The following is a 26,237-nucleotide window of genomic DNA, read 5'->3' as shown; positions in this document are numbered from 1 at the left end:
GCCGGAGCCTATCGGAGCCCCGTCGCAGCGCGGGCGGCCAACGGACCCGCACCCCGACCCCACTCCTGGGCAGCGTGCGGGCCTGCGTCCCGGCCGATCTCCCCGCTTCAGGGGGTGAGGCGGCCCACAGTCGTTGAAGCAAATCACCGCCGCCACCATGAGGCAGGACACGGACGCGGGGCGAGCCGTTCCATATGATCCTCATCGTGCCCACCTACCCCACCAAGCACGCGCGGCACTCCGCCAAGGACCTCACGCGCCACGTCGCCAGGAAGGTCCTGCTGGCGTGCTTTGCCGTCGTGCTCTTCCTCGTCTCCGGCGCGGGTTTCGCCTACCACGACCTCATGTCGCAGCTCAACCGCATCGACGTCAACGACATGCTCGGCTCGGACCGGCCCACGCGCGCCGAGCCGGCCACCGACAACTACGAGGGACAGGCGGTCAACATCCTCATCCTGGGCTCGGACACGCGCTCGGGGGCCAACAACGTCGACAACTCCGAGGGCTCGGAGGACGTGGCGGTGGCCAGGTCGGACACCGCGATGGTGCTGCACATGTCGGCCGACCGCTCTCGGATCGACGTCGTGTCGATCCCCCGCGACACGCTCGTGTCGATCCCCGAGTGCACGACCGCGGACGGTCAGACCGAGCCGGCGATGGAGGACACCCAGTTCAACGCCGCCTTCGCCAACGGCGCGGGCACAGGCTCGGACGCCGCTGCCGTCGGGGCGGGGGTGGCCTGCACCATCAAGACCGTCGAGGCGCTCACCCAGGTCCGCATCGACGAGTGGATGGTCGTGGACTTCAACGGGCTGTCGACGATGGTCAACGCCCTGGGCGGGGTGCCGGTCTACGTGAGCGAGGACATCGACGACGCCGACTACACGGGACTGGTCCTCGAGGCGGGCTGCCACACGATGGACGGCACGATGGCCCTGCAGTACTCGCGGGTGCGCCACGGGGTGGGAGACGGCTCGGACATCTCGCGCATCGCCCGCCAGCAGAACCTCATGAGCGCGATGCTGCGCACCGCCCAGTCCAAGAACCTGCTCACCAACGCGGGCGAGCTCTACAGCTTCCTGCGCAGCGCCCTGGCCGCGCTGACGGTCTCCGAGACCTTGTCCCTGTCCACGCTCACGGGCCTGGCACAGTCCGTCCAGGCCATCGGCATGGAGAACGTCAACTTCATCACGATGCCCAACGAGCCGGCCTCCTGGGACGCCAACCGGGTCGTCCCCTCGGCCCAGGCCGAGGCGGTGTGGACCGCCCTGCGCGAGGACACGCCGGTTCCCGAGGAGTCCGTCACCGTCTCGGCCGACGGCTCGACGCCCGCCGCCACCGACCCCGCCGCCACGGACCCTGCCGCCACCGCTCAGGAGGCGCCGACGACCCAGGAGCAGGCCCCGGCCACCGTCCCGTCGGCTGCCGCGACGACCAGCGACCCGGCGGCGCAGTGCCGCTGAGCCGCACGGTCACCGGAAGGAGACGCACCCAGCCGTGACACCCGCCGACGACGCCGACCTGCCTCCGTCCATCACCCCGGGCTCCGGGGGCCGCGGGGGACGCTCCGGGGGCAGCGGGGGCCACGGGCCCCGGGACGCGGGGGCACGACGCCCTGACCGCGCCCGCCAGGCGGCTGCGGGCGGGGCCCCGCGGCCGGTCCCGGGAGGTCGGTCCGACCAGCCGGCCCGCCCCGCAGGCTCGTCGGCTCAGCCCTCCGGCCGACCCGCCCAGCCGGCCCGCCGACCGGCCCGGCCCGTGGACAGGCGTGCCCCAGGGGCCGCACCAGGACCCGGCGGGGACCGTGCACCCGGCCGGTCGGCGGCCGGAGCACCGCGCCAGTCCGGGCAGGCGCCGCCCCCGACCGGGCAGGCGCCGGGCGCGAGGCAGGGCACCAGCCGTGCCCGCCCGGGCTCCAGCGCCGTCCCACTCGGCAGCTCCCCCGCCCGGCGCCCCGCGGCCACCCGCGCCATGCCCACGGGTGGCGCTCGTGCGGCAGGCGCCGGATCTCCCGGTCCGGTCCCCCACGACCCCCGCCGGGGCCAGGCCGGAGGCGTTGAGCCCCTGCCGCAGCCCCACGCGCCCGCCCCCTCGGGGCGCCGGCGCCGTCGGCCCCTGCGCTGGGTCGCCGCGGTGCTCGTCCTCCTGCTCGTGCTGGTCGGCGGCCGGCTGCTGTGGCTCTACCACGACGTCAACTCCAACCTCCAGCGGGTGGACGCCCTGTCGGGTGCCGCGGACACCCCGGGAGAGACCTGGCTCATCGTCGGCTCGGACTCCCGGTCCGACGGCGCGGTCGCCGACGGCACCGAGGGCTCGCGCTCCGACACGATCATGCTGCTCCACAAGGCGGAGAACGGGCAGGCCTCCCTCACCTCGATCCCACGGGACACATACGTCGAGATCCCCGACTACGGGGGCGAGAAGATCAACGCCGCCTACTCCTACGGCGGCCCCCAGCTGCTCGTGCGCACGGTGGAGGCCCTGTCGGGGCTGACCATGGACCACTACGTCGAGGTCGGCATGGGCGGGGTCTCCCAGATGGTCGACGCCGTCGGCGGCATCAACGTGTGCCTCGACTACGACGTCGACGACGCCGACTCCGGCCTGGTCTGGGACACCTCCCAGGGCACGTGCCAGGACGTCGACGGCGCGAAGGCCCTCGCCTACGCCCGGATGCGCAAGTCCGACCCGACCGGGGACATCGGCCGCGGCCTGCGCCAGCGGGCGGTCATCTCCGCCGTCGTGTCCAAGGCCGTCTCGCCCGCCACGCTCATCAACCCGTGGCGTCAGAACGCCCTCGTGGACGCCGGCACCCAGGTGCTCACGGTCGACGAGGACTCCGCCATGATCGACCTGGGCCAGATGGTGCTGGCCTTCCGCTCCGCCTCCGGCGCGGGGCTCTCGGGCGCACCCCCCATCGAGTCCCTCGACTACGAGCCGGGAGGGATCGGCGCCGCGGTGCTGCTCGTCGACACGACCGCCCCGGACTTCTTCGCCAAGCTGCGCGAGGGCACCCTGACCGAGTCCGACTTCAACCAGACCTCGAGCTGAGGTCGGTGGCGCGCCGGGACCGGTCGTACCGGGACCGGTGGCGCGCCGGGCCGCGCCGCCGCTCAGCCGATGGCCGGACGGTTGGGGTCGGCCCTCCAGGCGCTCACCGCCGAGGCGACGATGTCGTCGAGGTCGTGCTCGGCCCGCCACCCCAGGACCCGTCCGATCCGCGTGGCGTCGCCGATGAGCTGGGGCGGGTCACCCGCCCGGCGCGCGAGCTCCTCGGGTGCGCGGTCGACCCCGGTGGCGGCCAGGACCTTGGAGACGACCTCTCGCACTGACGACCCGGTCCCGGTGCCGACGTTGAACACGTGCTCGCTCATCGACCCGCCGCCGGCCAGGTGGTCAAGGGCAGCGATGTGGGCGACCGCCAGGTCGTGGACGTGGATGTAGTCGCGCACGCAGGTGCCGTCCGGGGTCGGGTAGTCGGTGCCGAAGATCTTGGGGGTCTCGCCCCGGGCCAGGCGGTCGAGCACCATGGGGATGAGGTTGAGCGTCGCCATGTCGCCCAGGTCGTCCCAGCCGGCGCCGGCCACGTTGAAGTAGCGCAGGCCCGCCCAGCGCAGGCCCCAGGCCCGCTCGCAGTCCGCCATCATCCACTCCCCGATGAGCTTGGTCTCCCCGTAGGGGTTGATGGGACGGCAGTCGATGTCCTCGGGCACCACCTCGACCGGCGGCATGCCGTAGACGGCCGCGGAGGAGGAGAAGATCATCTGGTCGACCCCGGCGGCCTCCATGGCCAGGAGCATGGCGGCCAGCCCGCCGACGTTCTGCTCGTAGTACCAGGCGGGCCGCTCGACGGACTCGCCGACCTGCTTGCGTGCCGCGAAGTGGATGACGGCAGTGACCCCGTGGCGCTCCATCGCCGCCGTGAGCACCTTGACGGCACCCCCGGAGGCGACGTCGAGCTCGACGAGGGTCGCCCCGCTCACGCGCTCGGCGGTCCCGTAGGACAGGTCATCGACGACGACGACCTCCTCCCCCCGCTCGAGGAGAAGACGGACGACATGGGCGCCGATGTAGCCTGCGCCTCCGGCCACGAGAATGCTCATGCCCCCAGCCTACTCCCGGAATCGAACAGAAACGCACACGATCAAACAAGGCTGTCTGTGGCAGACGCCACAGAAGCGATGCCGTGGACCCGGGCCGGGCCCGGCGCCCGCACCTGCGGCCGCTTCGCGACGCCGAACACGTCACCTTGAGCCCGACTACCCTGGTAAAAGCGACGTGTTCGGGACCAAAGTGACGTGTTCGGCGTCGGGACGATGGCCTGCGGCCCGCACCCGCTGGGGAGGACTGGGGCGGGCTACCGCGTGCGGCGCTCTCGCAGGGCGGCCCCCTTGGCGTGGGCCAGCGCAGCCAGGTCGGCTTGGAAGCGGAGCATGTCCTGGCGGATCCGCTCGGCCTGCGGCCCGTGGCCCGCGCCCAGGATGCGTGCGGCGAGCAGGCCGGCGTTGCGCGCCCCGCCGATGGACACGGTGGCCACCGGAACCCCCGCGGGCATCTGGACGATGGACAGCAGGGAGTCCATCCCGTCGAGGTGCTTGAGGGGAACCGGCACGCCGATGACCGGCAGCTCAGTGACGGCGGCGAGCATGCCGGGCAGATGTGCCGCTCCTCCCGCCCCGGCGATGATGACGCGCAGCCCCCTTCCGGCCGCCGCCCTGCCGTAGTCGATCATCTCGGTGGGCATCCGGTGCGCCGAGACGACGTCGGCCTCGTAGCCGATGCCGAACTCCTCGAGGGCGTCGGCGGCGGCGCTCATCGTCGGCCAGTCGGAGTCCGACCCCATGACGATGCCGACCTCCACCGGTCGTGGCTGATCACTCATGCTGCTCCTTTCGATACCGGGGCGAGCGGACCGCCCCAGCAGGTGTGCTCCGGTCGGATCCGGCACGCTCCGCTCACCGGTCCTGATCCTGGTCCTGGGAGGGCTGCTCGCCGCGCAGGAGGGCGGCGACGGACCGGGCCCGCCCGAGAGCCGTCTGGAGGTCCGGGGCGCCGCCCGGGCCGACGGTGAGGTTGACGTGGCCGAGCTTGCGCCCCGGACGCCAGGCCTTGCCGTAGAGGTGGACGCGCGCCCCGGGGTCGGCGGCCGTCGCCAGCTCCAGGGCCCGCGGCCCGGGCTCCTGGGGGCCGCCGATCACGTTGACCATGACAGTGGTCGCCGCCGTGGGGGTGGTCTCCCCCAGGGGCAGGTCGAGGACCGCACGCAGGTGCTGGGCGAACTGGCTCGTCACCGAGCCGTCCTGGGTCCAGTGGCCCGAGTTGTGCGGGCGCATGGCCAGCTCGTTGACGTAGAGCCGCGTGCCGGCCTCGTCCTCGACGGCGAAGACCTCGACGGCGAGCACCCCGGTGACCCCGAAGCGCTCGGCGACCACGCGCCCGATCCGCTCGGCCTCGGCCACGGCAGACGCGTCGAGGCCCGGCGCCGGGGCCACGACCTCGGCGCACATCCCGTCGACCTGGAGGGTCTGCGCCACCGGCCACACGGCGACCTGCTCGCTGGGGCTGCGGGCCAGGAGCACCGCGAGCTCACGGGTGAAGGGGACGGCCTGCTCGACCAGGAGGCTCGTGACGGCGCCCCCTCCCAGGCTCCCGCCGGCCCCGGCGCGCGCCGGGGCCTCGTCGTCGGCGCGGTCCTGGGCACCGCGGTCCTGCGCGTCAAGGACGCCCACAGCGCGGGCGGCGGCGGTCTGGGCCAGCCATGAGGCCGCCTCGGGCGCGTCGAGCTCATCGGGGCCGCCGACGAGCAGCACACCGTGGCCGTCGTAGCCGCCTCGCGGGGTCTTGAGGACCACCGGCCAGCCATGCTCGGCCGCGAAGGCGGTGATGAGCCCGCGCATCGTCTCGACGTCCCCGCAGACCTCCGCCCAGGCGGGCTGGGGCAGACCGGCCTCGCCCATCGCCCGGCGCATGGCGAGCTTGTCCCGGGCCAGCTCCAGCGCGCCGGGGCCGGGCCGCACCGCGACCCCCTCGGCCTCCAGGACGCGCAGCAGCCCGTCGTCCTGGTGCTCGTGCTCGAAGGTCAGGGCCTCGGCCTGACCAGCCGCCCCCGCGCCGCCGGGCAGGCCCTCCCGTCCCCTCAGGAGGCTGCGCACTGCAGCCTCGTCGTCGGCGGCGCCCACCGGCGCGTCGACGACGACCTGGGCGGCCGATCCGTCAGGGGCCTCGACAAGCGCTCGCAGGTGGATACCCAGCGCGCTCGCCTCCTCGTGCATCATGCGGGCCAGCTGGCCGCCGCCGATGACGGCAACAATGGGTGCGCTCACCTCTCTAGGCTACCGGGCCCGTAGGCTGGGCGCCGTGCCCATCCCAGAGCCAGCCCACCAGGACCGCGCACCAGCACCGCAGACACCGCCGGCACCAGCGGCACCGGCAGCACCTCCGGTGCCTCCGTCCTCCCGCCCACCGGTGCCTGGTCCGGCCGACCGGCTCCTGGCGCGCCTGCCCGACACCGCGCAGGTGCTGACCGTGTGGGCCGCGGCGACGCTCCTGTCCTTCACGGTGCTGCGCCTGGGTGCCGCCGACACCCCCCAGACCGTGTGGGCCCAGGCGAGCCCGGGATGGACCGAGCACATCGCGTTCTGGGACTCGGGCTGGTACGAGCGGATCCACCGAGAGGGCTACCCCTCGGTGCTGCCCACCGACTCCAACGGGGTCGTCGTCCAGAACGCCTGGGCCTTCATGCCGATGCTGCCGTTCCTGGCCGCGGCCCTGGGGTGGACCGGATGGTCCTTCTACGCCTGCGCCAGCCTCGTGGCGGTCCTCGCCTCAGCGGGGGCAGCCCTCGTCAGCCACTGGTGGCTGGCCCCGCGCACTGGCCGCACCGCCTCGCTGTGGGCGGTGGCCCTGACCTGGAGCGCACCGTGCGCGGTCGTCCTCCAGCTGCCCTACGCCGAGTCCCTCGGCCTGCTGCTGGCCGGGGCCGCCCTGGCCCTGGCGGGACGGCGGTCGATGGCGCTGGCGGCCCCGGTCGCGGTCCTGGCCGCCTTCGCCCGCCCCATCGGCGTGCCCCTGACCGCCGCCCTGGGCCTGTGGTGGATGTGGGACAGCGCATGCGCCCGCGGCTGGGTGCCGGCCCGGTGGCAGCGGGTGCTGCTGCCCGGGGAGGAGCCGCTGGAGGCCCGTGCACGCCGTGGGCTGCTCGTGCTCACCGTCATCTCGGGCGCAGCCGCCCTGGCCTGGCCGGCCATCGCCTGGGCGGTCACCGGCCGGGCCGACGCCTACACCGCCACCGAGACCGCCTGGCGGCATGGCTCCCTGGCTCCTTTCGTCCCGTGGTTCACCCGTTCACAGTGGTGGGTCGGTGACCACCTCGGGGCGCTGCTGCTGCTCGGCGTCCTGGCCGTGGCGGCTCTGGCGCTGACGGCGCCCTCGCTGCGCCGCCTCGGTGCGCCTGCCTGGTTCTGGTGCGTGGGATACACCCTCTACCTGCTCGCCTTCTTCGACCCGACGACCTCGGTCTTCCGCATCCTCATCCCCCTGACCCCCGTTGCCTGGGCGCTGGCGGCAAGCACGACGACCCGCAGGCGCGCCACCCTGCTCGCCGCCTGCGTCGTGGGTCAGCTCTTCTGGGTCTCCTGGCTGTGGGACCTCGGTTCGGTGTCGGTCACCTGGGTGCCGTGAGCCCCTGGGAGGCGTCGGCTCCCGACGAGGCCAGCCCGCTGCACCTGAGGCACCCGGCTGCACGACGCAACGCCCCGGGCCCGAGCGCATGATGGGCAGTGGTCCCCACCACCGCGCCCACAGGCACCTGGCTGCGGGCTCATCGTCCCGAGCCTCCGTAGGATCGCAGTCGTGACTCCGCGACCCTCCACGCCGTCCACGGCCCCCGGCACCGGCCAGGGCACCGCCCCGGCGACCGCACAGGCCCTCCCGGGCGCTCCGGCCGCGGCGGCCCCCGGTGGCGCCCCCACGGCCACCCAGCGGCTCGTCGCGTGGGTCCGTGAGTTCCTCCAGTTCGGGACGGTCGGAGGCATGGCCTTCGTCATCGACGTCGGGCTGTTCAACCTCGTGCAGCACGGCCCGCTGGCCTTCCTGGCAGGGCACCCGAACTCCGCCAACGTCTTCTCGGCGACGATCGCCACGCTCTTCTCCTGGACCGTCAACCGCCTGTGGACCTACCGGGGCAGGACACGCGACAACACCGCCAAGGAAGGGGTCCTCTTCGCGGTGGGCAACGTCGGCGGGATCTTCATCGCCCAGGTCTGCCTGCTGTTCACCCATCACGTCCTGGGGCTGACCGGGCCGCTGGCCGACAACATCGCCGCCTACGTCGTCGGCTTCGGGTTGGGGACCGCCTTCCGCTTCCTGTTCTACCACTACGTCGTGTTCACCGGATCCTCTGGCCCCGAGGACCGCTCCGAGGTCGAGCAGGCCCCTGAGCCTCCGGCCTGACCAGTGTCCCGCCTCCGACCCGAAGCGCCGCTCACACCGCGACACCGCGGGCAGGACTCGTGTCGCACCGACGTGCCGGATCACACACCCGGGGGGTGATCTCCGTTGTGTCCGCCCCCGGTCGGAGTCCTTAGCCTAGGGCGGTGACCGTACTGACCTCGGCGCTGGCCCCCATCGGGGCGCTGCCCGCCGCACTGCTCGCTATGCCCGCTATGCCCGCCCCTGCCCTCGGCCCGGAGTGGCTTGACCCGGCGAACATGATCATGACCTTCGTCGGCTGGGTCGGCCCCTGGTCGGTGCTGGCCGTCATGCTCGTCATCTTCGCCGAGACCGGACTGCTCATCGGCTTCTTCCTCCCCGGGGACTCCCTGCTGTTCACGCTGGGGATGTTCGTCCACATCGGGGAGAAGAGCCCCGCGGACGGCGTCCCGGTCAACATCTGGATCGTCTCGCTGCTCATGTGGGTCGCCGCGATCGTCGGCGACCAGACCGGCTACGTCATCGGCAAGAAGGCCGGCCCCGCCATCTTCAACAAGCCGGACTCCCGCCTGTTCAAGCAGAAGTACGTCGACGAGACGAGGGACTTCTTCGAGCGTCACGGCGGCAAGGCCGTCACCCTGGCGCGCTTCGTGCCGATCGTGCGCACCTTCACCCCGGTCATGGCGGGGGTCGGCCAGATGAGCTACCGGCACTTCGTCTTCTACAACGTCCTGGGCGCCACGGTGTGGGCCTTCGCCCTGGTCTGGCTCGGCTACTTCCTGGGCGGGGTCACCTGGATCCAGCACAACATCGACTACATGATCCTGGGTATCGTCTTCGTGTCGGTCGCCCCGATGCTCGTCGCCTGGGGCCGTTCCAAGCTCTCGGCCCGCAACGCCAAGGCCGCGACGAAGGCCTGATCGGCTGAGCACCCGAGCCTGACGGCACCGTGCGCAGGGGACGCCCGCTCTGGCGGGCGTCCCCTGCTCCGCATCTGGGGGCCGGGTGCCACGAGGCCGCCTGGGCGACCGCGCCGGGAGGCAGGCGCCCCGGGGCGCACCGACGGGCGGAGTCCGGTGAGGTGTCGGTGAGGCGACGCTCAGAAGCGACGCCTGCGCCCCACGGAGACCAGGGCGCCCTGCGGCAGGACGTTGTTCGGGTCGAGAGACTTGGGGACGGCGTTGAGCAGGATGGAGAACACCGCGGGACGGCGCTGGGACAGCTCGATACGCCCGCCGTCGGCCTCGACGAGGTCCTTGGCCAGGGCCAGGCCCACCCCGGTGGACCCGTGGCCCGAGACGTGGCGCTCGAAGACGGTGGGCGCCAGGTCGTCGGGGACGCCCGGGCCCTCGTCGGCGACGTCGACGAAGACGCCGTGGCCGCCGTTGGCCGAGCGCACCGACACCGTTGTCGCGCCCGCACCGTAGCGCAGGGAGTTCTCGATGACGGTGGCGAGCACCTGGGCCAGTGAGCCGGGGCTGGCCAGGACCGGCAGGCCGATGTCGTCGGTCAGGGTGATGGACCGGCCCGCCTCGGCGAAGGCGGGCGCCCACTCGTCACGCTGGCGGGCGAAGAGGTCGGAGAGGTTGAGTGCCTCGGTGGTCCCGCCCCCGGTGCGGCGCGAGATCTGGAGGAGGTCCTCGACGACCCCGGTGAGGCGCTCGACCTGCTCGATGCAGGCGCGGGCCTCCTCACGCACCTCCTCGTCGGTGGCCATGAGCTCGATCTCCTCCAGGCGCAGGCTGAGCGAGGTCAGGGGCGTGCGCAGCTGGTGGGAGGCGTCCGAGGCGAACTGCCGCTCGGCGGCCAGGCGCCCGGCGACGCGCTCGGCGCTGCGCACGAGCTCGGCCTGGACGAGGTCGATCTCCTCGATGCCGCTGCGTCGCAGCCGGGGGCGGACCTGTCCGCTGCCGAGCTGCTCGGCCTCGGCGGCGAGGTAGATGAGGGGCGCAGAGATCCTGCGGGAGACCTTCGCCGCGACGACGTAGGCGGCCAGGAGGGCCACGCCGGTGAGGACGAAGACCATGAGGACGACCGTGATGACGACCTCGAGGCGGTCGTCGCTGTCCTGGGAGGTGGCGAAGGCCAGGCTCAGCCACGCCCCGCCCAGGGGCACGCCCAGGACGACGACGGCAACGACCACCGCCGCCATCGTCATCTCCATGGCACGACGTCGCACCAGGACTCCCTTCTGCAGGTGCGGGACGGTGCTCGCGCCGTCCCACCGAGGACATCCCGGCCCCGGGGGCGGGGAGGGGTGTCGGGGCCCGGGCCCGCCGCCCGGCGCCCGCGCTCAGGCGTTGATGCGGTAGCCCCCGTCGTCGGCGAGCAGGAGGGTCGGGGCCTCGACGTCGTCCCCGAGCTTGCGACGCACCCAGGTGGCGTGCATCTCCAGGGTCTGGAGGCTGCCGGTGGGGTCCTCTCCCCACACCTCCTTGAGGATGTCCTCGCTGGCCACGACCTGACCCGCGCCGCGCACGAGCACGCGCAGCAGCTCGAACTCCCGGGTCGTCAGCTGGAGCTCGCGCGAGCCGATGAAGGCCCGGTGCGCGGCGACGTCGACACGGATCTGCCCGGCGCGCAGCTCGTCCTCGGCAGCCTCCCCGGAGGCGCGCCGCACCTGGGCGCGCACGCGCGCCAGCAGCTCGGCCAGGCGGAAGGGCTTGGTGACGTAGTCGTCCGCCCCGGCGTCCAGGCCGACGACGAGGTCGGTGTCCTCGCTGCGGGCGGTGAGCATGAGGATGGGGATGGTCAGCCCCCGAGCGCGCACCTGGCGGGCGACGTCAAGACCGTCGATATCGGGCAGACCGAGGTCCAGGACGATGATGTCCGCACCGGACACCTCCTCCAGGGCGCCCTTGCCCGTTCCGTGGGCGCGTACCTCGTATCCCTCCCGTCCGAAGGCTCGTGCGAGGGGCTCGGAGATGGCGGGGTCGTCTTCGACGAGGAGCACAGTTGTCACATCTCGGATCGTAGGCGACTGGAGGGCCCGCCGCCATCCTCCCGCGCTCGGAGTCCGCCCAGCGGAACGCCCCGCTCAGGCGCGGGCCAGGGACCAGGGCACGACGCTGCCCAGCCCCTTGGCGACGACCTCGTGGCAGGGGCGCACGACGTAGCGCTCGGCGTGCGGGCCGGTGCGGATCGCCAGGGCGGTGGCCTCGTCCATCCGGATCCCCCCTGGCTCGGCGGTGTCGACGAGGCGGGAGGCCAGGTTGACCGGCGGGCCGAAGACGTCGCCGGAGCGCGAGACGACCCGCCCCTGGACGAGGCTGGCCCGCACGCGCATCGTGTCAGGGCCGGACTGGAGCTCGTCGACCAGGGAGGTGACGACGTCCGCGGCGACGGTGACGTCGTCGGAGATGTACATGACCGCGTCGCCGATGGTCTTGACGACCCTGGCGCCGCGGGAGGTCACGACGTCGCGGGCGGTGACCTCGAAGTCCTCGAGCATCGCCGACAGCTCTGAGCGCCCCATCCTCTGGGCCCTCTGGGTGAAGGCGACGATGTCGACGAAGCCCAGCGACCGGGTCAGCGGGTAGAGGTCGGGTCCGGCCTCCTCGCGGCCGCGGCCGGCCACCTCGGAGTCGGTCCGGCCGATGAGCGCCGCCAGGTGCCTGCGCCACACGTAGGTCAGCTGCCTGGACAGGGAGCCGACCAGCTCGTCGACGTGGTCGAGGGCCACGAGCCGCGCCGAGGTGTCGTCCAGGTGGAGGCGCTGCGCGATGTCGGCCACGAGCGTCTCCAGCTGCCACAGCACGAGACGGTCCATCGTGTAGGACTGGGCGCGCAGGATCTCCATGACGCTCGACGCCGCCAGGCCTCCTCCGGGGGTGTCGGGGGCGAGCAGCCCGTCGTCGGTGTCGTCGATGAGGTCGGCCACCTCGCGCAGCGCCGTGACGTCCTGCTCGGTGAAGCGCACCTCCTCGGGGGCGACGTCCGCGAAGCCCATGGCCCGCCAGAAGCGCTGCGCCAGGGCCAGGCTGGTCCCCGCCCTCTCGGCCACCTCCGCCAGGCACAGCGAGGGGTCCCCGTCCAGCAGGAGGCGCTCGTGACCGGCGACCGTCGACCAGCTGACGTCCCGGGAGGCCGGCTCGGCCATCCCCCCGGCAGGCTCAGCGCTCCCGGTGGGCTCAGCGCTCCCGGTGGGCTCAGCGCTCCCGGGACCTGGCTCGTCGGAGGTCGCATCTTCTCTCACGCGCGCAAGAGTAGCGCACCTCACAGAGGAAGGCTCTGCCTGACCGCCCCGCGGCTACCGGACGAGTCCCGGAGCCAGGAGGGCGGCGGGGTCACGCCGGTCCGGGCGCGTCCTCCCCGCCGGGCTCGAGGCGGGCGTGGAGGACGTCGCCGACTGTGACGACGACGTCGTGGGGGCCCTGGGGGGTCGAGGTGCGCACGACGAGGCCGGGCGTGAGGTCGACCCCTGTGCCCACGACCTCGCCAGCGGGGGTGCTCACCCGCAGCTCCGCGCCGAGGGACAGGCAGGCCTCGCGCAGCTCGGCGCCCAGACCGCCGGCCCGGCCGGCTCCGCCAGGACCGTCGGGACGCCCGGGGCTGTCGGGGCGCCCGGGGCTGTCGGGGTGCCCGGGGCTGTCGGGGCGCCCGGGGCTGTCGGGACGCTCCAGGTTCTTGGAGTCGGGGTCGCCACCCAGGGCCTCCCAGCGCTCGACGAGCTCCGCGAGCTGGACGGCCACGGCCTCGAGCACCTCGCCCGCGGCCTGGTCGGGGTCGGCGTCTCCCATGGGTGCGCCGAGACCCGCCAGGGACGCCGCCCAGGGCACGGGCAGCACCTGGGCCGCCTGGGCGACGTTGACCCCGACACCCACGATGACCGCCGGAGCCCGGTCCCGGTCGGTGGGAGCGGCGCCTGGCGCCGGGGGCGCCGCCTGGGCGGGAAGGAGCTCGGTGAGGACTCCCGCGATCTTGCGGCTGCGTCCCCAGCCGGGCACGACGGGCACCGAGGGCGGCCCGGTGACGACGACGTCATTGGGCCACTTGGTCCGCGCTGTCCAGCCGGTGCCCTCGAGCCACGGCTCCAGGGCCCGGCGGACCGCCAGGCCGGTGAGCAGCGGCAGCCAGCCCAGCCGGTCGAGCGGGACGAGCGGCCTGAGGACGAAGGAGACGGTCAGGGCCCCGCAGGGCGGCGTCGTCCAGCTACGGCCGGCGCGACCACGTCCCGAGGTCTGGCTGAGGGCGCGCAGGGCCGACAGGTGCGGCCACCGTGCGGCGCTGCCGGGACATACGAGCCCGTCCGGGCCCGCGAGCTCGGCACGCAGGTCGGTGTTGGTCGAGCCGGTGACCGGGACCGTGACGAGCCTGCGCAGGGGCCCGGGGTGGGTGCTCTCCTGTCCTGAGATACTCACGCCTCGACTCTAGTTGATTGATTCCACGGGGTGGGGTGGGGTGGGGCGGGGGCCCGGGCCCGTACGCACGAGGCCGAGCCCCGGACTCAGCCACCGACGACGAGCGCGAGGTCCCGCGCGACATGCTCGCCCGACCACCACCACCTCGCCGGCCACCCTCGACGCCGTCATCGCGCCGGCCGCCCCTCGACGCCTCCACCCCGAACTCACCGACCACCCACAACCGCCCCGTGGAAGCAACCATCGAGAAGACTGATCTCACGGGCTGCGGGTGGGTATCGCCCTGTCCGGGACCACGTGCCCCCTGGCGGTTGGGCGCGACCCGTTCCCCCCGACCGGTCATGTAAACCTCGACCGGTCATGTAAACCTCGACCGGGCTATTGCTGTCACACAGACGGTCGACATTTACATGACCGGTCGAAGCTCACTCGACCGGTCGAGGTCGGGGACGGTGGGGGCGCGCTGGGGGAACCGGCGCTCGGACATCGAGGACGTCGAGGCACGACCCCGAGACAAGGCGGGCCGACGGGCCTGCCGCAGGTCGATGACGTCGATGACGTCAGGGCTCTACCCCGAGACAGGGCCGGCTGCGGGGCGGCTGCGCACCGAGGCAGGTCCGACCCGGCGAGGCTCCCGCCCCACCGCAGGCCCCGCCGGCGCCCCGCCAGAGCGATCGTCTAGGCTCGACCTGTGATCCTCCTGGCATCGAAGTCCTCCGGCAGGCTCGCCACGCTTCGCGCGGCGGGCGTCGACCCCCTCGTCCGCGTCTCAGCGGTCGATGAGCCCGAGGTCCTGGAGGCGCTGGCCGCCTCTCGCGCCGTCGCCGGCCTGCCCGCCCCCGGCCCAGCGGACCAGGTCTCCGCGCTCGCCAGGGCCAAGGCCCTGGACGTCGCCGCCACCGTCACCCAGGAGGAGCGCACCAGGTACCCCGACCTGGTCGTCGTGGGCTGCGACTCGATGCTCGAGATCGACGGCCGGACCGTGGGCAAGCCGGGCAGCGCCTCGGCCGCCCGGGACCGCTGGCTGGCGATGCGTGGCCGCAGCGGGGTCCTCCACTCGGGCCATGTCGTGGTCAGGGCCGCCGACGGCGAGACCAGACAGGGGGTGTCGTCGACCCTCGTGCGCTTCGGGACCCCCACAGAGGCCGAGATCGACGCCTACGTGGGCTCTGGCGAGCCCGAGGGCTGCGCGGGGGCGTTCACCATCGACGGGTTGGGCGGCGCGTTCATCGACGGCATCGACGGCGACCCGCACGGGGTGGTCGGCATCTCCTTGCCGCTTATGCGCCGTCTCCTGGCCGAGCTGGGCATGAGGTGGACCGACCTGTGGTCGCTGCGGGCCGGGCCCGGGTCCGTGCACTGAGCACGCCTGGGCAGGCGGGGTCTGGAGCCGGGCTCTCGGACAGGTGTCAGGACGCGGCGTCGTCCTGCCCGAGCGCCGACAGGATCGAGGACAGGGCGAGGAGCTGGTCACGACTGAGCCTGTCGATGACGTGCCTGCGCACCCCCTCGAGGTGGACCGGTGCCGCCTGGCGCAGGAAGGCAAGCCCCTCCTGGGTCAGCTCGCAGTGCACGCCGCGCCTGTCGTCGGCGCAGGCGGCGCGCAGGACATAGCCCTCCTTCTCGAGGCGTCCCACGGTGTGTGTGAGCCGTGAACGGGAATGCGCCATGGTCTCCGCCAGGACCGACATGCGCAACCGATGCTCGGGTGCCTCCGACAGGCGCACGAGAATCTCGTACTCGTGCATGGAGATACCCTGCGCCGCCATGAGCTCCTGGTTGAGCCTCGCGGTCACAGCGGTCGACGTCGTGAGAAAAGCACGCCAGGCCGCCATCTCGACCGCATCAAGCCTCCGACGCGGATCACCGCAGCCGGGGGCCGGTTCCTGGCCGCAGCCCTGGCCCGCCGGCTCCTGGCCGCAGCCCTGGCCCTCCGGTTCCTGGCCACAACCGGACGCCGACTCCGACACCTGTGCGCTCATCCTCACCCTCCTGCGCGTGCTTCCGGGCACGCGGGGACATTCTAGTAGTTCATCATGCAACCATCTGATGTGGCCCTTGCCGCAGAAGAGCCGGTCAGCGGCGGGTCATGAGCAGCAGAGCGTCGACTCCCAGGTCTCCGGAGCGACGGTCCAGGTCAAGGCGCGTGGCGCCGTCGACCGGGACGGTGGCCGGCGCGACGAAGGTGAGGCTGAGTGGGCGACCCGGCTCGGGAGGAACCAGACCGGAGCTGACAGCCCCCAGGAGCAGCCCGTGGACGACCACCTCGTCGCTTCCCGCGCTCAGGCCCGCACGCCTCGCCGCTCCCGCGCTCGTGTGCACCACGTTCCGGTCACCACTGGCCTCAGCCCACTCGAGCACCCGCTCATGCGCGACGACGACGCTGAGGCACTCGGTGGCCGACTCACGTCCCGGGGGCCGGTGCGCCACGCCCCCCGGCTGGCCGGGAGCGTCAGGGCGGGGCGCGGGACCCGGGCGCTCCTCATCACCCCCGCCGGGCAGGCGGCGGGCGAAGTCGTGCGTGATGACGGCTCCCCCGGGCCAGGCCTCCCCCGCCTCCTCGAGCACGAGCCGGGCGCGCACGAGCTCCCACCGCCCCTTGACGGTGCGGGAGACCGAGAGCGCGCCCTCCTCCCCACAGGCGGCGCTGCCAGGGGAGGTCACGGCCTGGCCCGCCCTGGCGTCGCCCTCCTCGGTCGCCGCGGCGCCCACCGGCTCGATACGGCAGCGGCGGTGGACCACCCCGTCCCATGAGGTGACCGCCTGCTGGGCCGCGACAGCCCCCAGGGAGCGGATCGCCGGCAGGACACATGCGGCGCCGAGCCGGGCCGCGGGGCCGGCTGCGGCTCCGCCATCCTCCAGCAGGCGGGCGAGAACCGCGGCGAGGTCGTCCACGGAGGCAAGGCGAAGCCCCGCCGACGGGTCGTCAGCGGGGCTTGTCGTGCTCACGGTCGCGATGGTGACACCTGTGACGCGGGACTCAGCGAGTCTCGCGGTGCTCGGTGTGCTTGCCGCAGCGAGCGCAGAACTTGGAGATCGCGAGGCGATCCGGAGTGTTCCGGCGGTTCTTCTTGGTGATGTAGTTGCGCTCCTTGCACTCCGAGCAGGCCAGAGTGATCTTGGGGCGGACGTCGGCGGACTTGCTGGCCACGTTGTGCTCCTGTAGTCGATCCTCGAGCAGCTGGGTGGCGCTGTGCTCGAAACCTTGCGTAGCGGGGGAGGGACTCGAACCCTCGACCTCACGATTATGAGTCGTGCGCTCTAACCAGCTGAGCTACCTCGCCATATGACCACAATGGGGGCCGGTGGGCCCCCGCTGCGTCAGAGCCCCGAAAGGGAATCGAACCCTTGACCTTCTCCTTACCATGGAGACGCTCTGCCGACTGAGCTATCGGGGCAACGAGCGGAACTTTAGGATGAGCGGGATCGCTGTCGCAACCCTGCCCCCCGTGGCCTCGCTCACTGCGGGACTGGCCCCACGTGGAGGCCGGTGACGCTACCGGAGTAACGTCCGTGGCGGGTGAGGGATTCGAACCCCCGTAGCATTCCGCGGCTGATTTACAGTCAGCTCCCATTGGCCGCTCGGGCAACCCGCCTCGCGCCGCACTCGGCCCGCTGGGGCGTCGCGTGGTGCCGTGGAAGAATAGCAAGCCGGGCGCCACGCGCGCCAACCACTCGCCTGGGACCCTGCTCACAGTGCGACGGCGGACCTGAGCGGTACCTGGCGCCCCTCCCGCGGCGCCGCGCTCCGGGCCTCCCGCGCTCCGCGGCGCCTCGCTCCGGGTCTCCCGACCGGCTGCCGGGACAAAGGCCACCGGGCACCCCGGGACTCCGGCGCCCCCGGGACCCCGGCGACCCCCGGGGCCCCACGAGACCCGCCGGCCGATCCCTCCTGAGCCGATCCTCTAGGATCGGGATGCCGGGCCCCCTGGTGGGCGCCCGCACCCCGTGCTCGTGCGTGCCCGTGCCGCCCGCCCCGAAAGGACCGCCATGGCCTCCGACTCCTCCTTCGACGTCGTCTCCAAGCTCGACCGCCAGGAGGTCGACAACGCCGTCAACCAGACCGCCAAGGAGATCTCGCAGCGCTACGACTTCCGGGGGGTCGAGGCGGGGGTCGAGCTGAGCGGTGACACGATCACCCTCCAGGCGAACTCGGCCGAGCGGGTTCTGGCCGTCCTCGACGTCCTGCAGTCCAAGCTCTTCCGCCGCGGAGTCTCCCTCAAGGTCCTCGACCTGGGCGACAAGGAGCCGCGGCCCTCGGGCAAGATCTACAAGCTGGTCTGCCCCCTCAAGGAGGGGCTCACCCAGGAGGTTGCCAAGAAGGTCACGAAGGCGATCCGTGAGGAGGGCCCCAAGGGGGTCAAGGCGGTCATCCAGGGCGACGAGGTGCGCGTGTCCTCCAAGTCCCGCGACGACCTCCAGGCGGTCATCGCCCTGCTCAAGGACCTCGACGTCGACGTCCCGCTCCAGTTCGTCAACTACCGTTGACCCCGACGGACGCGAGGACCGGGTCCCGTCCCAGGCGGGCGACAAGGGCGGCGGTCACCGTCGTCTGCGCCACGAGGACGACGACGTTGGGCACGGTGAGCCCGGACCAGCCCTGAGGCGGCACCACCGAGTCGAGGAAGACCCCCACGAGGTTGCCTCCCAGGTGCGCCCCCAGGGCGAAGCCGATCGAGTGCAGGCGCACGACCGACCAGCCCGCGAGCAGGCCGAGGGCCAGCTTGTCCGCCACCTGGAAGAGCCAGGTCGTCCCGCTCACACCGGAGCTCATCCAGGTCGGCACGTGCATGGCCGTGAAGGCCGCCGCCGTGATCGTCACGGCGAGCACGGCGCCACCGCGTACCCGCAGGTCACCGAGCAGCACCCCCCGGAAGGTCAGCTCCTCGGGGACGGCGTTCATGCAGCAGCCCACGAGGACCGCGAGGAGCGCGGCGCGGCCGACGCCTGCCGGCCCAGCCTGCTCCAGTGCCCGCCCGAGCGCCTCCGGGCTCGTCCCGTGACCCACGAGGGCGGCGATCGCCGGCACGAGAGCCCCGGCCGCCACGAGGGTCCACCCTGTCCACCTCCCCTCGGAGGCGAGGAGCTCACGCACGGGCCGCCTCAGTCCCCACCTCCAGTAGGCGAGCGCTGCCGGGTGCGCGAGCCAGATCACCTGCCACGGCCCACCGAGGGCCGCGAGCGCGATCGCGGCCCCGAGCACGGCGGACAGGACGAGGACGACGGGCCACAGGGCACGATCCGTGGCGGTCGGAGCGGTCACGGGAACCTCCGGCGATCTCAGTCGGTGACAACGGTGGCGTCGGTGTCTGTGACGACGGTGACGAGTAGGACGAGCAGGGCGGCATCGCGACGAGTGCCTCACGCGTGTCGGGGCTCAGGCTCGAGCGTGGCAAGGAGCCTGTTCCCGGCGGGGAGGTGCGGGCTCAGGCGGACAGGAGGGTGAGCACCGCCTTGACCCGGCGGTGGACGGCCGCGTCGGGAAGCAGGCCGAGCTTGGCGAAGATCCGCTGGGTGTGCTTCTCCACGGCCCCCTCGCTCACGACGAGCCGCTCGGCGATGGAGGCGTTCGTGCGCCCCTCGGCCATGAGGGTGAGGACCTCCCGCTCACGCGGGGTGAGCAGCTCGAGCGGGTCGTTGCTCCGTCCGCGGTGGAGCACCTGGGACACGACGTCGGGGTCGAGGACGAGCTCACCGCCCGCCACCCTCTCCATGGCCTCGAGGAAGGAGTCGATGTCGCTGACGCGGTCCTTGAGGAGGTAGCCCAGTGCCCCGCCGCCGTCGGTGAGCAGCTCGGTGAGGTAGCCGGCCACGACGTACTGGCTGAGTAGGAGGATCGGCGCCTGGGGCCAGCGGGCGCGGATGCGCGTGGCCGCCCTCAGCCCCTCGTCGGTGTGTGACGGCGGCATGCGGATGTCGGCGATGACCAGGTCGGGGCGCAGTGCCAGGGCGCGGTCGACCAGGGCGGTCCCGTCGCCGACGTCGGCGACCACCTCGTGGCCGCCCTCGGCGACGATAAGGGCCAGGCCCTGGCGCAGCAGGACCGAGTCGTCGGCGATCAGGACGCGCACGGGATCACCGCCTCGACCCGGGTGGGTCCGCCTGCGGGCGAGCTGATGGCCAGGTGCCCTCCGACGCTCTCGAGGCGCTGGGCGGTGCCTGCCAGCCCGTGCCCCTTGGACAGCGCGCCCCCGCCGACGCCGTTGTCCTCGACCCGCAGGTGGAGCCGGGCGTCGTGGACGGTGACGGTCAGGTGGGCCCTCGAGGCACCGGAGTGCTTGTTGACGTTGGTCAGGGCCTCGCTGGCCACGAAGTAGGCGGCGTAGGCGACGTGGTCGGGCAGCCCGGTCGGCTCGGGCAGCCCGGACAGCTCGACGGTGACCGGCACGGTCGAGCGCGTGGCCACCTCGGACAGTGCCGCGGCCAGGCCCCGGTCGACCAGGACGGGCGGGGCGATCCCCCGTGAGAGCCGTCGCAGCTCGTCGAGGGTCTGCTGGTTCAGGGCCATGGCCTCCTCGAGGATCGCGGCGGCGGCGTGCGGGTCATTGGCCGTCTGGCGGCGGGCGCGGGCCAGGTCCATGCCCAGGCGCACGAGTCCCTGCTGGGGGCCGTCGTGGATGTCGCGCTCGAGCTGGCGACGGGTGTCGGCCTCGGCCCGCTGGACCGCGGCCCGGGAGGTCTCCAACCGGCCGATCTCCGCACGCCAGGTGAGCAGGAGACGGTCCAGGCCCGTCTGGCAGGCCGCCATCGCGCGCAGCACCGCGGGGGCGGAGCCGAGGAAGATCACGCCGACGGTCAGGTACATGACGATCATCCACAGCAGGGCGGGCTCCAGGCCGAGCAGCTCGGCGACGTTGTGCGCCTGGTCAGGGATCGTCAGCTCCAGGATGATCTCGGGGATCGGGGCGAGCACCCCGCCCAGGCCCAGTGCGAGCCAGGTGACCGTGAGGACCCACAGGAGGAGGCTGACCGGGAAGGACACGATCACCCACAGCAGGTCCATCCAGCGCTGCGGGTCCTTGAGGGGGGTGAGCACCCGCCGCAGGTGCCCGGATCCGGGCTCTGCGCGCAGGTAGGACGAGGGCAGGGGGTCGGTGCCCGTGACGGTCCCGGCGGCCAGGCGTGCCAGCTGGGCGAAGCCACCGGCCACGAGGAGGCCGACCAGGAGCAGGAGCACACCCACCCCGATGACGACGGTGCTCACGCCTGCGGCCAGGAGCGGGACGACCAGGCAGAAGGCGAGCACGTTCAGGGGACTGTAGAGCAGGAGGTAGGCGGAGTCCCTGCGCAGTTGGGGGAGCCGGGTGAGCCAACGCTTGACGATGTTCATGACGCAATGATCGCCGGGGGTCACGCCGGGCGGTATCCCGACACCTGGCCACGGCGGTGTCGGGCTGGCCCGACATGCCGGTCTGCGAGAGAGAGGCCGGGCGGTGCGCGAGCCCGTGGGCGAGGAAGCGGCGTCCCGGGCGACGGCAGCGGCCGCAAAGTAGCCGGCGCCCCCGGGCGCGCAGATCCCCTGACCGCGTGCCGAACACGTCACCTTGAGCCCGAGAACGTTGGTAAAAGCAGGGTACTCGGGCTCAAGGTGACGTGTTCGGCGTCGGCAGGCGACGACACACGGGCCGGCCGATCAGAAGAATCAGCCGACGCTCAGTACCCGGCCATCTGCTCGAGCCGGGCGATGCGCTTGGCCATGGGCGGGTGCGTGGCGAAGAGGTTGCGCACCGTCCCGAAGGGGTTGGCGATCATCATCGAGCTGACGGGCTCGACCCGGGGGTCCTGGGCCAGCGGGGCCCGGGCGACGCCGGTCTCGAGCTTGTGGAGGGCGCTGGCCAGGGCGAGCGGGTCGCCGGTGAGCACCGCACCGTCGTGGTCGGCGTCGTACTCGCGGGTCCTGGACATGGCGAACTGGGTGAGGCTGGCGGCCAGCGGTGCGAGCAGGGCCACGAGCAGCAGGACGACGACGTTGCCGTCGCGCCGGTCGCGCCCGCCGCCGAACCACAGGACGATCGAGGCCACCGAGGAGATGACCCCGGCGATCCCGGCGGCCACCGAGCCGGTGAGGATGTCCCGGTTGTAGACGTGGGACAGCTCGTGGCCCAGGACCCCGCGCAGCTCGCGACGGTCGAGCAGCTGGAGGATCCCCTGAGTGCAGCACACGGCGGCGTGCTCGGGGTCGCGCCCCATGGCGAAGGCGTTGGGGCTCATCGTCGGGGCGACGTAGAGGCGCGGCATCGGCTTGCCGGCGGCGGCCGACAGCTCGCGCACGATCGCGTACATCTCGGGCTGCTGGTCCTCGGTCACCTCGATGGCCCCCATCGAGCGGACGGCCAGCTTGTCGGAGTTCCAGTAGGAGTAGGCGGTCTGGGCCACTCCGATGAGCGGCATGATGAACAGCCAGATCGAGGACCCTGTGCCCCGTGCGAGCAGCCAGCCCAGCGCCAGCAGCAGGCTCCACAGGCCTCCCATGAGGACCGCCGTCTTGAGCCCGTTGTGATGATTGGTGCCTGTCATGAGGCTCATTCTATGGATCAACTCTGCGTCCCGGCTGAGTCCGGCTCTCCGGCGGGAGATGATGAGGACTGCTCAGCGGGGGTCTCGTACCGGGCCTGGCAGGTGGCGCCCGGCTCGGGCAGCTCCCCGCGCAGGAGGTAGGCGTCGACGGCGGAGCTGACGCAGGAACCCATGCGCATGTAGGCCCCGTGGCCGTTGCCCCTGACGGTGAGCAGGTGGCCGGACTCCAGCTGGGAGGCCAGGGACTGGGCCCACTCATAGGGCGTGGCGGGGTCTCCGGTCACGCCGACGACGAGGATCGGAGCGGCCCCCTGGGCACGGACCGCAGCCGGCTCGTGGTCGGAGTGGTGTCCCCAGCCCTGGCAGAAGGCGTCGGGGTAGGACAGGCCCTCTCCCAGGGTGGGGGCGACCTTCCTGGTCTGGGCGGCCTGGGCGTCCCACTGGGCCTGGTCTCCGCGCACGGGGTAGTCGAGGCAGTCGACGGCGTTGATGGCCGGGCCGTTGGCGGCCTGGGCCGCCTGCTTGCTCGCGGCGGCCTCAGGGTCCTGCCCCTCCTCGGTCGCCGGGGCCGACAGGGCCGCCAGCTCGGTGCCGTCGCCGTCCTTGATCGCCGCGGTCAGGGCGGAGGTGAGCCGGTCCCAGAGGGTCTCGTCGTACATGGTCTGTCCGACGGCGTTCCTGGCGGTCGCCCCGTCGATCGTGACTCCCTGGGTGGAGGTGGGCAGGGGGGCGGCGTCGGCGCGGTCGAAGAGGTCCCTCAGCTGGGCCGTGCCCGCCTCGACGCCGCCGCTGAGCGGGCAGGCGTCGCCCTTCTGGCAGTGCTCGACGTAGGCACGCAGCGTGCGCTCCAGGGCCGCGGCCTGGTCGATCCGGAGCCGGGCGTTGTCCACCGCCGGGTCCTGGGCGCTGTCAAGGACCATCCTGCCGACCTTGTCGGGGAACAGCTCGGCGTAGCGGGCACCCAGGTAGGTGCCGTAGGAGGTCCCCAGGTAGGTGAGGCGCTCCTCCCCCACCAGGCCGCGCAGGACGTCGAGGTCCCGGGCCACCGAGCCGGTGTCCATGTGGTCGATGAGCCCGGGCACGGGTGTGTGCCGCTCGCAGGGCTCGGCCGCCTGCCTGCCCGAGTCCAGCGCGGCCTGGGCAAACTCCTCCTCGGGTGCCTCTGCTTCCTTAGCCGCTGGCGCGTCCTGGGTTCCGGCAGGGTCCTGGGCCACCTGCTTGATCTCCTCGGGGCTCAGGCAGGTCAGTGGGGTGGATGCCCCCACTCCCCTGGGGTCGAAGCCGATGATGTCGTAGTGGGCGCGTAGGTCGGCGGAGAAGGCCTGGGCTCCCTGGCTGACGAGGTCGATGCCGCTGCCCCCTGGTCCGCCGGGGTTGACGAAGAGGGAGCCGATGGGGCTCGTCCCGCTCGCGGGCAGCTTCTTGAGGGCCAGGCTGATCGTCCGTCCCGCGGGGTCCTTGTAGTCCAGGGGGACCGAGACGGTGGCGCACTGGAAGCCGTCGTCGTCCTCGCACGGCGCCCAGGACACCGTCTGGGAGTAGAAGGGCTCCAGCCCGGCGGGCACGGGGGCGGCCGATGCGCCTGAGGCGACCGCTCCGGTGGCCGACGGCGCGGCCCGGCCGGCGCCTGGGTACCCGCAGGCGCTCACGGCCAGACAGACGGCCGCGGCCAGCGCCAGGGCGGGACGGCGGGAGGGTGCGAACAGGTTCCCAGGAGTCGAGATGCGTGTCATGGCCGGAAGGTTAGGGGCGCTGGCCTGCACGGATGATCCCTCCGCGGTCTGATCGCCCCGGGGCCACAGCCTCCTTCCGCCGGACGAGCCTCCTCCCTCCGGGGCCCTGCCCCGGGTCCCACCCGCGCCGGGGCGCGGACGTGTCGAGGCATGCCCTGCGGGAGGGACCGGAGATCGGTCGGTGGGACAGGCTGTGCGGTGCCAACAGGGTTCCGCACCCCGATCTCACCGACGGGCCCGGCCTCACCACACAGCCGCGCCGGCCCGCCGGGTCCGCTCAGTCCCGCCGACGGCGGATCTGCTCGCGCCCCAGGCCGAGTCCCGTGTAGCGCACGAGGCCGATGAGCTCCTCAGGGCTCACCTCGCGTCCCGGAGCCGGGCGGGCCAGCACCCAGTACTCCCCCGAGGGCTCCTCGACCACCATGCCCGTGTCGTGGAAGCCGGCCCGCTCGTAGAAGACCAGGCGGCGGCGTCGCTGCTCGGGGTTGGGGGCGTGGTCGACCACCGGCTCGATCTCCAGGACGATGCTCGCGCCTCGGTGGCGGCGCCCCAGCTCGCCCAGGACCCTCGTCCCCGTGCCCGAGCCCCTGGCCGCGGGGTCGACGGCGAGGTAGAACAGGAGAAGAAGGTCGCTGCCCGGCCTGCGCGCCGTGTAGGTCAGGGCGCAGGGCGCCGCCCCGGGCTCCGGGGAGTCCCACCACGCGACGAGGTCGATGCCCGGGCGCAGCGCCATGAGGTGCACGAGCCACCAGGGGGCGCGCTCGACGGCGGGGAAGGACTGCCGGTACAGGTCGTGGGCCCAGCGGTCGGCGGCCCCGCCCCAGCCGATGCGTCGCGTTCTCACCTCGGGACGGCTCAGAGGTAGGCCTCGTAGGCGGGCAGGTCGAGCACGCCGTTGCCGGACAGGCCGATGAGGATGACCTCCCCGTCCGCGGCGTCGCGGGCGTGAGCCAGGGCGGCGGCCACCGCGTGGGTGGACTCGGGGGCCGGGATGATCCCCTCGGCGCGGGCGAAGGTGATGCCCGCGGCGAAGGCGTCCTCCTGGGTCACGGCCACCGCCTCCATGAGGCCCAGCTCGACCGCGTGGGAGACCATCGGGGACATGCCGTGGTAGCGCAGGCCGCCGGCGTGGATCGCCGGGGGCACGAAGTCCGCCCCGAGGGTGTGCATCTTGAGCATCGGGGTCAGCCCCGCCACGTCACCGTAGTCGTAGCGGTACTCGCCCTGGGTGATCGTCGGGCAGGCGGTCGGCTCGCAGGCCACGACCCGCGAGGCGGTGCCCTCGGTGAGGTTGCGCCCGATGATCGGGAAGGTGAGCCCCGCCAGGTTCGAGCCTCCGCCGGCGCAGCCGAAGACGATGTCGGGGGCCTCGACCCCCGCGGCCTGGAGCTGGGCGACGGCCTCCTGGCCGATGACCGTCTGGTGGAGCATGACGTGGTTGAGCACCGACCCCAGGGCGTAGTGGACGCCCTCGGTGGTGGCGGCCACCTCGACGGCCTCGGAGATCGCCATGCCCAGGCTGCCGGTGGTCTGAGGGTCGGAGGCGAGGATGGCGCGCCCCGCCTCGGTCAGCTCCGAGGGCGAGGAGTGACAGGTCGATCCGTAGACCTCCATCTGGTAGCGGCGGTAGGGCTTGGCCTCGTAGGAGGCGCGCACCTGCCAGACCTCGCAGGTCATGTCGAACAGGGAGCATGCCAGCGCCAGGGAGGCGCCCCACTGGCCCGCCCCGGTCTCGGTGGTCAGGCGCCGGGTGCCCTCCTGGGCGTTGTACCAGGCCTGGGCGATGGCGGTGTTGGGCTTGTGAGAGCCGGCCGGGCTGACGCCCTCGTACTTGTAGAAGATGCGCGCCGCGGTGCCCAGGGCCCGCTCGAGGCGGTCGGCGCGGATGAGCGGGGAGGGGCGCCACTTGGCGTAGACCTCGCGCACCGCCTCAGGGATCTCGATGAAGCGCTCGGTCGAGACCTCCTGGGCGATGAGCGCCGCGGGGAAGAGGGGCTCGAGGTCCTCGGGCTTCAGGGGCTGGCCGGTACCCGGGTGGAGGGCGGGAGGCAGCGGCTCGGGGAAGTCCGCGGCGAGGTTGTACCAGTGCGTCGGCGTCACCGAACCGATGCGTGTCATGGCTCTCCTTGTGCTGGGGTGTGAGGGGGCGGGCTCGTGGGCGGCCCCGGTCCCACGTTAGTGGACGTCGGGCCCACGA

General features: G+C 72.8%; 24 protein-coding genes and 3 tRNA genes. 7 read left to right on the top strand and 20 right to left on the bottom strand.

Annotated features, from left to right (window positions below):
• Positions 1-206 precede the first annotated feature (206 nt).
• The gene (locus EL245_RS11570) at positions 207-1,463 is read left to right on the top strand and encodes an LCP family protein (RefSeq protein ID WP_232009755.1); all 1,257 of its coding nucleotides are present in this window, start codon (positions 207-209) and stop codon (positions 1,461-1,463) included.
• A 508-nt stretch (positions 1,464-1,971) separates the two neighbouring features.
• Positions 1,972-3,051, top strand: a complete 1,080-nt coding sequence (locus tag EL245_RS11565) for an LCP family protein (protein WP_126383302.1) — start codon at positions 1,972-1,974, stop codon at positions 3,049-3,051.
• 62 nt (positions 3,052-3,113) lie between these two features.
• On the opposite strand, the gene galE is transcribed toward EL245_RS11565, so the two are convergent.
• The 3 genes from galE to EL245_RS11550 form a co-directional block, all read right to left on the bottom strand.
• Complete coding sequence (gene galE / locus EL245_RS11560) at positions 3,114-4,103, bottom strand: UDP-glucose 4-epimerase GalE (RefSeq protein ID WP_126383300.1); 990 nt, start codon at positions 4,101-4,103, stop codon at positions 3,114-3,116.
• Positions 4,104-4,357: 254 nt separating this feature from the next.
• Positions 4,358-4,882 (bottom strand): 5-(carboxyamino)imidazole ribonucleotide mutase, encoded by a 525-nt coding sequence (gene purE / locus EL245_RS11555; RefSeq protein ID WP_126383298.1) that lies wholly within the window; start codon positions 4,880-4,882, stop codon positions 4,358-4,360.
• 73 nt (positions 4,883-4,955) lie between these two features.
• Complete coding sequence (locus EL245_RS11550; protein ID WP_126383296.1) at positions 4,956-6,323, bottom strand: 5-(carboxyamino)imidazole ribonucleotide synthase; 1,368 nt, start codon at positions 6,321-6,323, stop codon at positions 4,956-4,958.
• A 142-nt stretch (positions 6,324-6,465) separates the two neighbouring features.
• On the opposite strand from EL245_RS11550, the gene EL245_RS11545 reads away from it, so the two are divergent.
• The 3 genes from EL245_RS11545 to EL245_RS11535 all read left to right on the top strand — a co-directional run bounded on the left by EL245_RS11545 (position 6,466) and on the right by EL245_RS11535 (position 9,350).
• Positions 6,466-7,680: a hypothetical protein gene (locus EL245_RS11545; RefSeq protein ID WP_232009754.1), complete on the top strand. Its 1,215-nt coding sequence runs from the start codon at positions 6,466-6,468 to the stop codon at positions 7,678-7,680.
• 171 nt (positions 7,681-7,851) lie between these two features.
• The gene (locus tag EL245_RS11540; RefSeq protein WP_232009753.1) at positions 7,852-8,451 is read left to right on the top strand and encodes a GtrA family protein; all 600 of its coding nucleotides are present in this window, start codon (positions 7,852-7,854) and stop codon (positions 8,449-8,451) included.
• A gap of 143 nt (positions 8,452-8,594) precedes the next feature.
• Positions 8,595-9,350 carry a VTT domain-containing protein gene (locus tag EL245_RS11535; RefSeq protein ID WP_197719411.1) on the top strand — a complete coding sequence of 252 codons (756 nt, stop codon included), beginning with the start codon at positions 8,595-8,597 and terminating at the stop codon, positions 9,348-9,350.
• Between the two features lie 179 nt (positions 9,351-9,529).
• Here the strand turns inward: EL245_RS11535 and EL245_RS11530 are convergent, their stop codons facing one another.
• The 4 genes from EL245_RS11530 to EL245_RS11515 form a co-directional block, all read right to left on the bottom strand.
• Positions 9,530-10,609, bottom strand: coding sequence for a sensor histidine kinase (locus EL245_RS11530; RefSeq protein ID WP_126383290.1), 1,080 nt, complete (start codon positions 10,607-10,609; stop codon positions 9,530-9,532).
• A 114-nt stretch (positions 10,610-10,723) separates the two neighbouring features.
• Positions 10,724-11,392, bottom strand: coding sequence for a response regulator transcription factor (locus EL245_RS11525; protein WP_126383288.1), 669 nt, complete (start codon positions 11,390-11,392; stop codon positions 10,724-10,726).
• A gap of 75 nt (positions 11,393-11,467) precedes the next feature.
• Complete coding sequence (locus EL245_RS11520) at positions 11,468-12,529, bottom strand: adenylate/guanylate cyclase domain-containing protein (RefSeq protein ID WP_126384468.1); 1,062 nt, start codon at positions 12,527-12,529, stop codon at positions 11,468-11,470.
• A 187-nt stretch (positions 12,530-12,716) separates the two neighbouring features.
• Positions 12,717-13,790: a biotin--[acetyl-CoA-carboxylase] ligase gene (locus EL245_RS11515; protein ID WP_232009752.1), complete on the bottom strand. Its 1,074-nt coding sequence runs from the start codon at positions 13,788-13,790 to the stop codon at positions 12,717-12,719.
• A 691-nt stretch (positions 13,791-14,481) separates the two neighbouring features.
• Here EL245_RS11515 and EL245_RS11510 point away from each other — a divergent pair.
• On the top strand, positions 14,482-15,153 hold the full coding sequence (locus EL245_RS11510) for a Maf family protein (RefSeq protein WP_126383286.1): 672 nt from the start codon (positions 14,482-14,484) through the stop codon (positions 15,151-15,153).
• 46 nt (positions 15,154-15,199) lie between these two features.
• On the opposite strand, the gene EL245_RS11505 is transcribed toward EL245_RS11510, so the two are convergent.
• From EL245_RS11505 to EL245_RS11480, 6 genes are all read right to left on the bottom strand, one after another.
• On the bottom strand, positions 15,200-15,586 hold the full coding sequence (locus tag EL245_RS11505) for a MarR family winged helix-turn-helix transcriptional regulator (RefSeq protein WP_408608372.1): 387 nt from the start codon (positions 15,584-15,586) through the stop codon (positions 15,200-15,202).
• A 280-nt stretch (positions 15,587-15,866) separates the two neighbouring features.
• On the bottom strand, positions 15,867-16,739 hold the full coding sequence (locus EL245_RS11500) for a hotdog family protein (RefSeq protein WP_126383282.1): 873 nt from the start codon (positions 16,737-16,739) through the stop codon (positions 15,867-15,869).
• A 31-nt stretch (positions 16,740-16,770) separates the two neighbouring features.
• Entirely contained in the window at positions 16,771-16,941 is a 171-nt protein-coding gene (gene rpmG, locus EL245_RS11495) for a 50S ribosomal protein L33 (protein ID WP_161512711.1), read from the bottom strand.
• Between the two features lie 59 nt (positions 16,942-17,000).
• Positions 17,001-17,074 (bottom strand) — tRNA-Met (locus EL245_RS11490).
• A gap of 41 nt (positions 17,075-17,115) precedes the next feature.
• A tRNA-Thr gene (locus tag EL245_RS11485) sits at positions 17,116-17,188 on the bottom strand.
• 116 nt (positions 17,189-17,304) lie between these two features.
• Positions 17,305-17,386, bottom strand: a tRNA-Tyr gene (locus tag EL245_RS11480).
• Between the two features lie 394 nt (positions 17,387-17,780).
• Between EL245_RS11480 and EL245_RS11475 the strand changes: the two genes are divergently transcribed.
• Positions 17,781-18,278: a YajQ family cyclic di-GMP-binding protein gene (locus tag EL245_RS11475; protein ID WP_126383278.1), complete on the top strand. Its 498-nt coding sequence runs from the start codon at positions 17,781-17,783 to the stop codon at positions 18,276-18,278.
• Here the strand turns inward: EL245_RS11475 and EL245_RS11470 are convergent.
• The 7 genes from EL245_RS11470 to EL245_RS11440 form a co-directional block, all read right to left on the bottom strand.
• A complete protein-coding gene (locus tag EL245_RS11470; RefSeq protein ID WP_126383276.1) occupies positions 18,265-19,053 on the bottom strand; it encodes a CPBP family intramembrane glutamic endopeptidase in 789 nt (262 codons plus the stop codon). The genes EL245_RS11475 and EL245_RS11470 overlap by 14 nt on opposite strands.
• Positions 19,054-19,216: 163 nt before the next feature.
• Complete coding sequence (locus EL245_RS11465) at positions 19,217-19,861, bottom strand: response regulator (protein WP_126383274.1); 645 nt, start codon at positions 19,859-19,861, stop codon at positions 19,217-19,219.
• Entirely contained in the window at positions 19,849-21,120 is a 1,272-nt protein-coding gene (locus tag EL245_RS11460; protein ID WP_126383272.1) for a sensor histidine kinase, read from the bottom strand. Before EL245_RS11460 ends, EL245_RS11465 begins: the two co-directional genes overlap by 13 nt.
• A gap of 323 nt (positions 21,121-21,443) precedes the next feature.
• Positions 21,444-22,307, bottom strand: coding sequence for a zinc metalloprotease HtpX (gene htpX, locus EL245_RS11455; RefSeq protein ID WP_126383269.1), 864 nt, complete (start codon positions 22,305-22,307; stop codon positions 21,444-21,446).
• 17 nt (positions 22,308-22,324) lie between these two features.
• Entirely contained in the window at positions 22,325-24,040 is a 1,716-nt protein-coding gene (locus EL245_RS11450) for an alpha/beta hydrolase (protein WP_126383267.1), read from the bottom strand.
• A 277-nt stretch (positions 24,041-24,317) separates the two neighbouring features.
• Positions 24,318-24,884: a GNAT family N-acetyltransferase gene (locus tag EL245_RS11445; RefSeq protein WP_126383265.1), complete on the bottom strand. Its 567-nt coding sequence runs from the start codon at positions 24,882-24,884 to the stop codon at positions 24,318-24,320.
• Between the two features lie 11 nt (positions 24,885-24,895).
• On the bottom strand, positions 24,896-26,158 hold the full coding sequence (locus EL245_RS11440; RefSeq protein ID WP_126383263.1) for a TrpB-like pyridoxal phosphate-dependent enzyme: 1,263 nt from the start codon (positions 26,156-26,158) through the stop codon (positions 24,896-24,898).
• Positions 26,159-26,237 lie beyond the last annotated feature (79 nt).

It is taken from the genome of Actinomyces howellii (genome assembly GCF_900637165.1).
Classification (GTDB): domain Bacteria; phylum Actinomycetota; class Actinomycetes; order Actinomycetales; family Actinomycetaceae; genus Actinomyces; species Actinomyces howellii.
The sequence above is the reverse complement of the archived record's forward strand: the minus strand, read 5'-3'. Positions and strand labels throughout refer to the sequence as shown.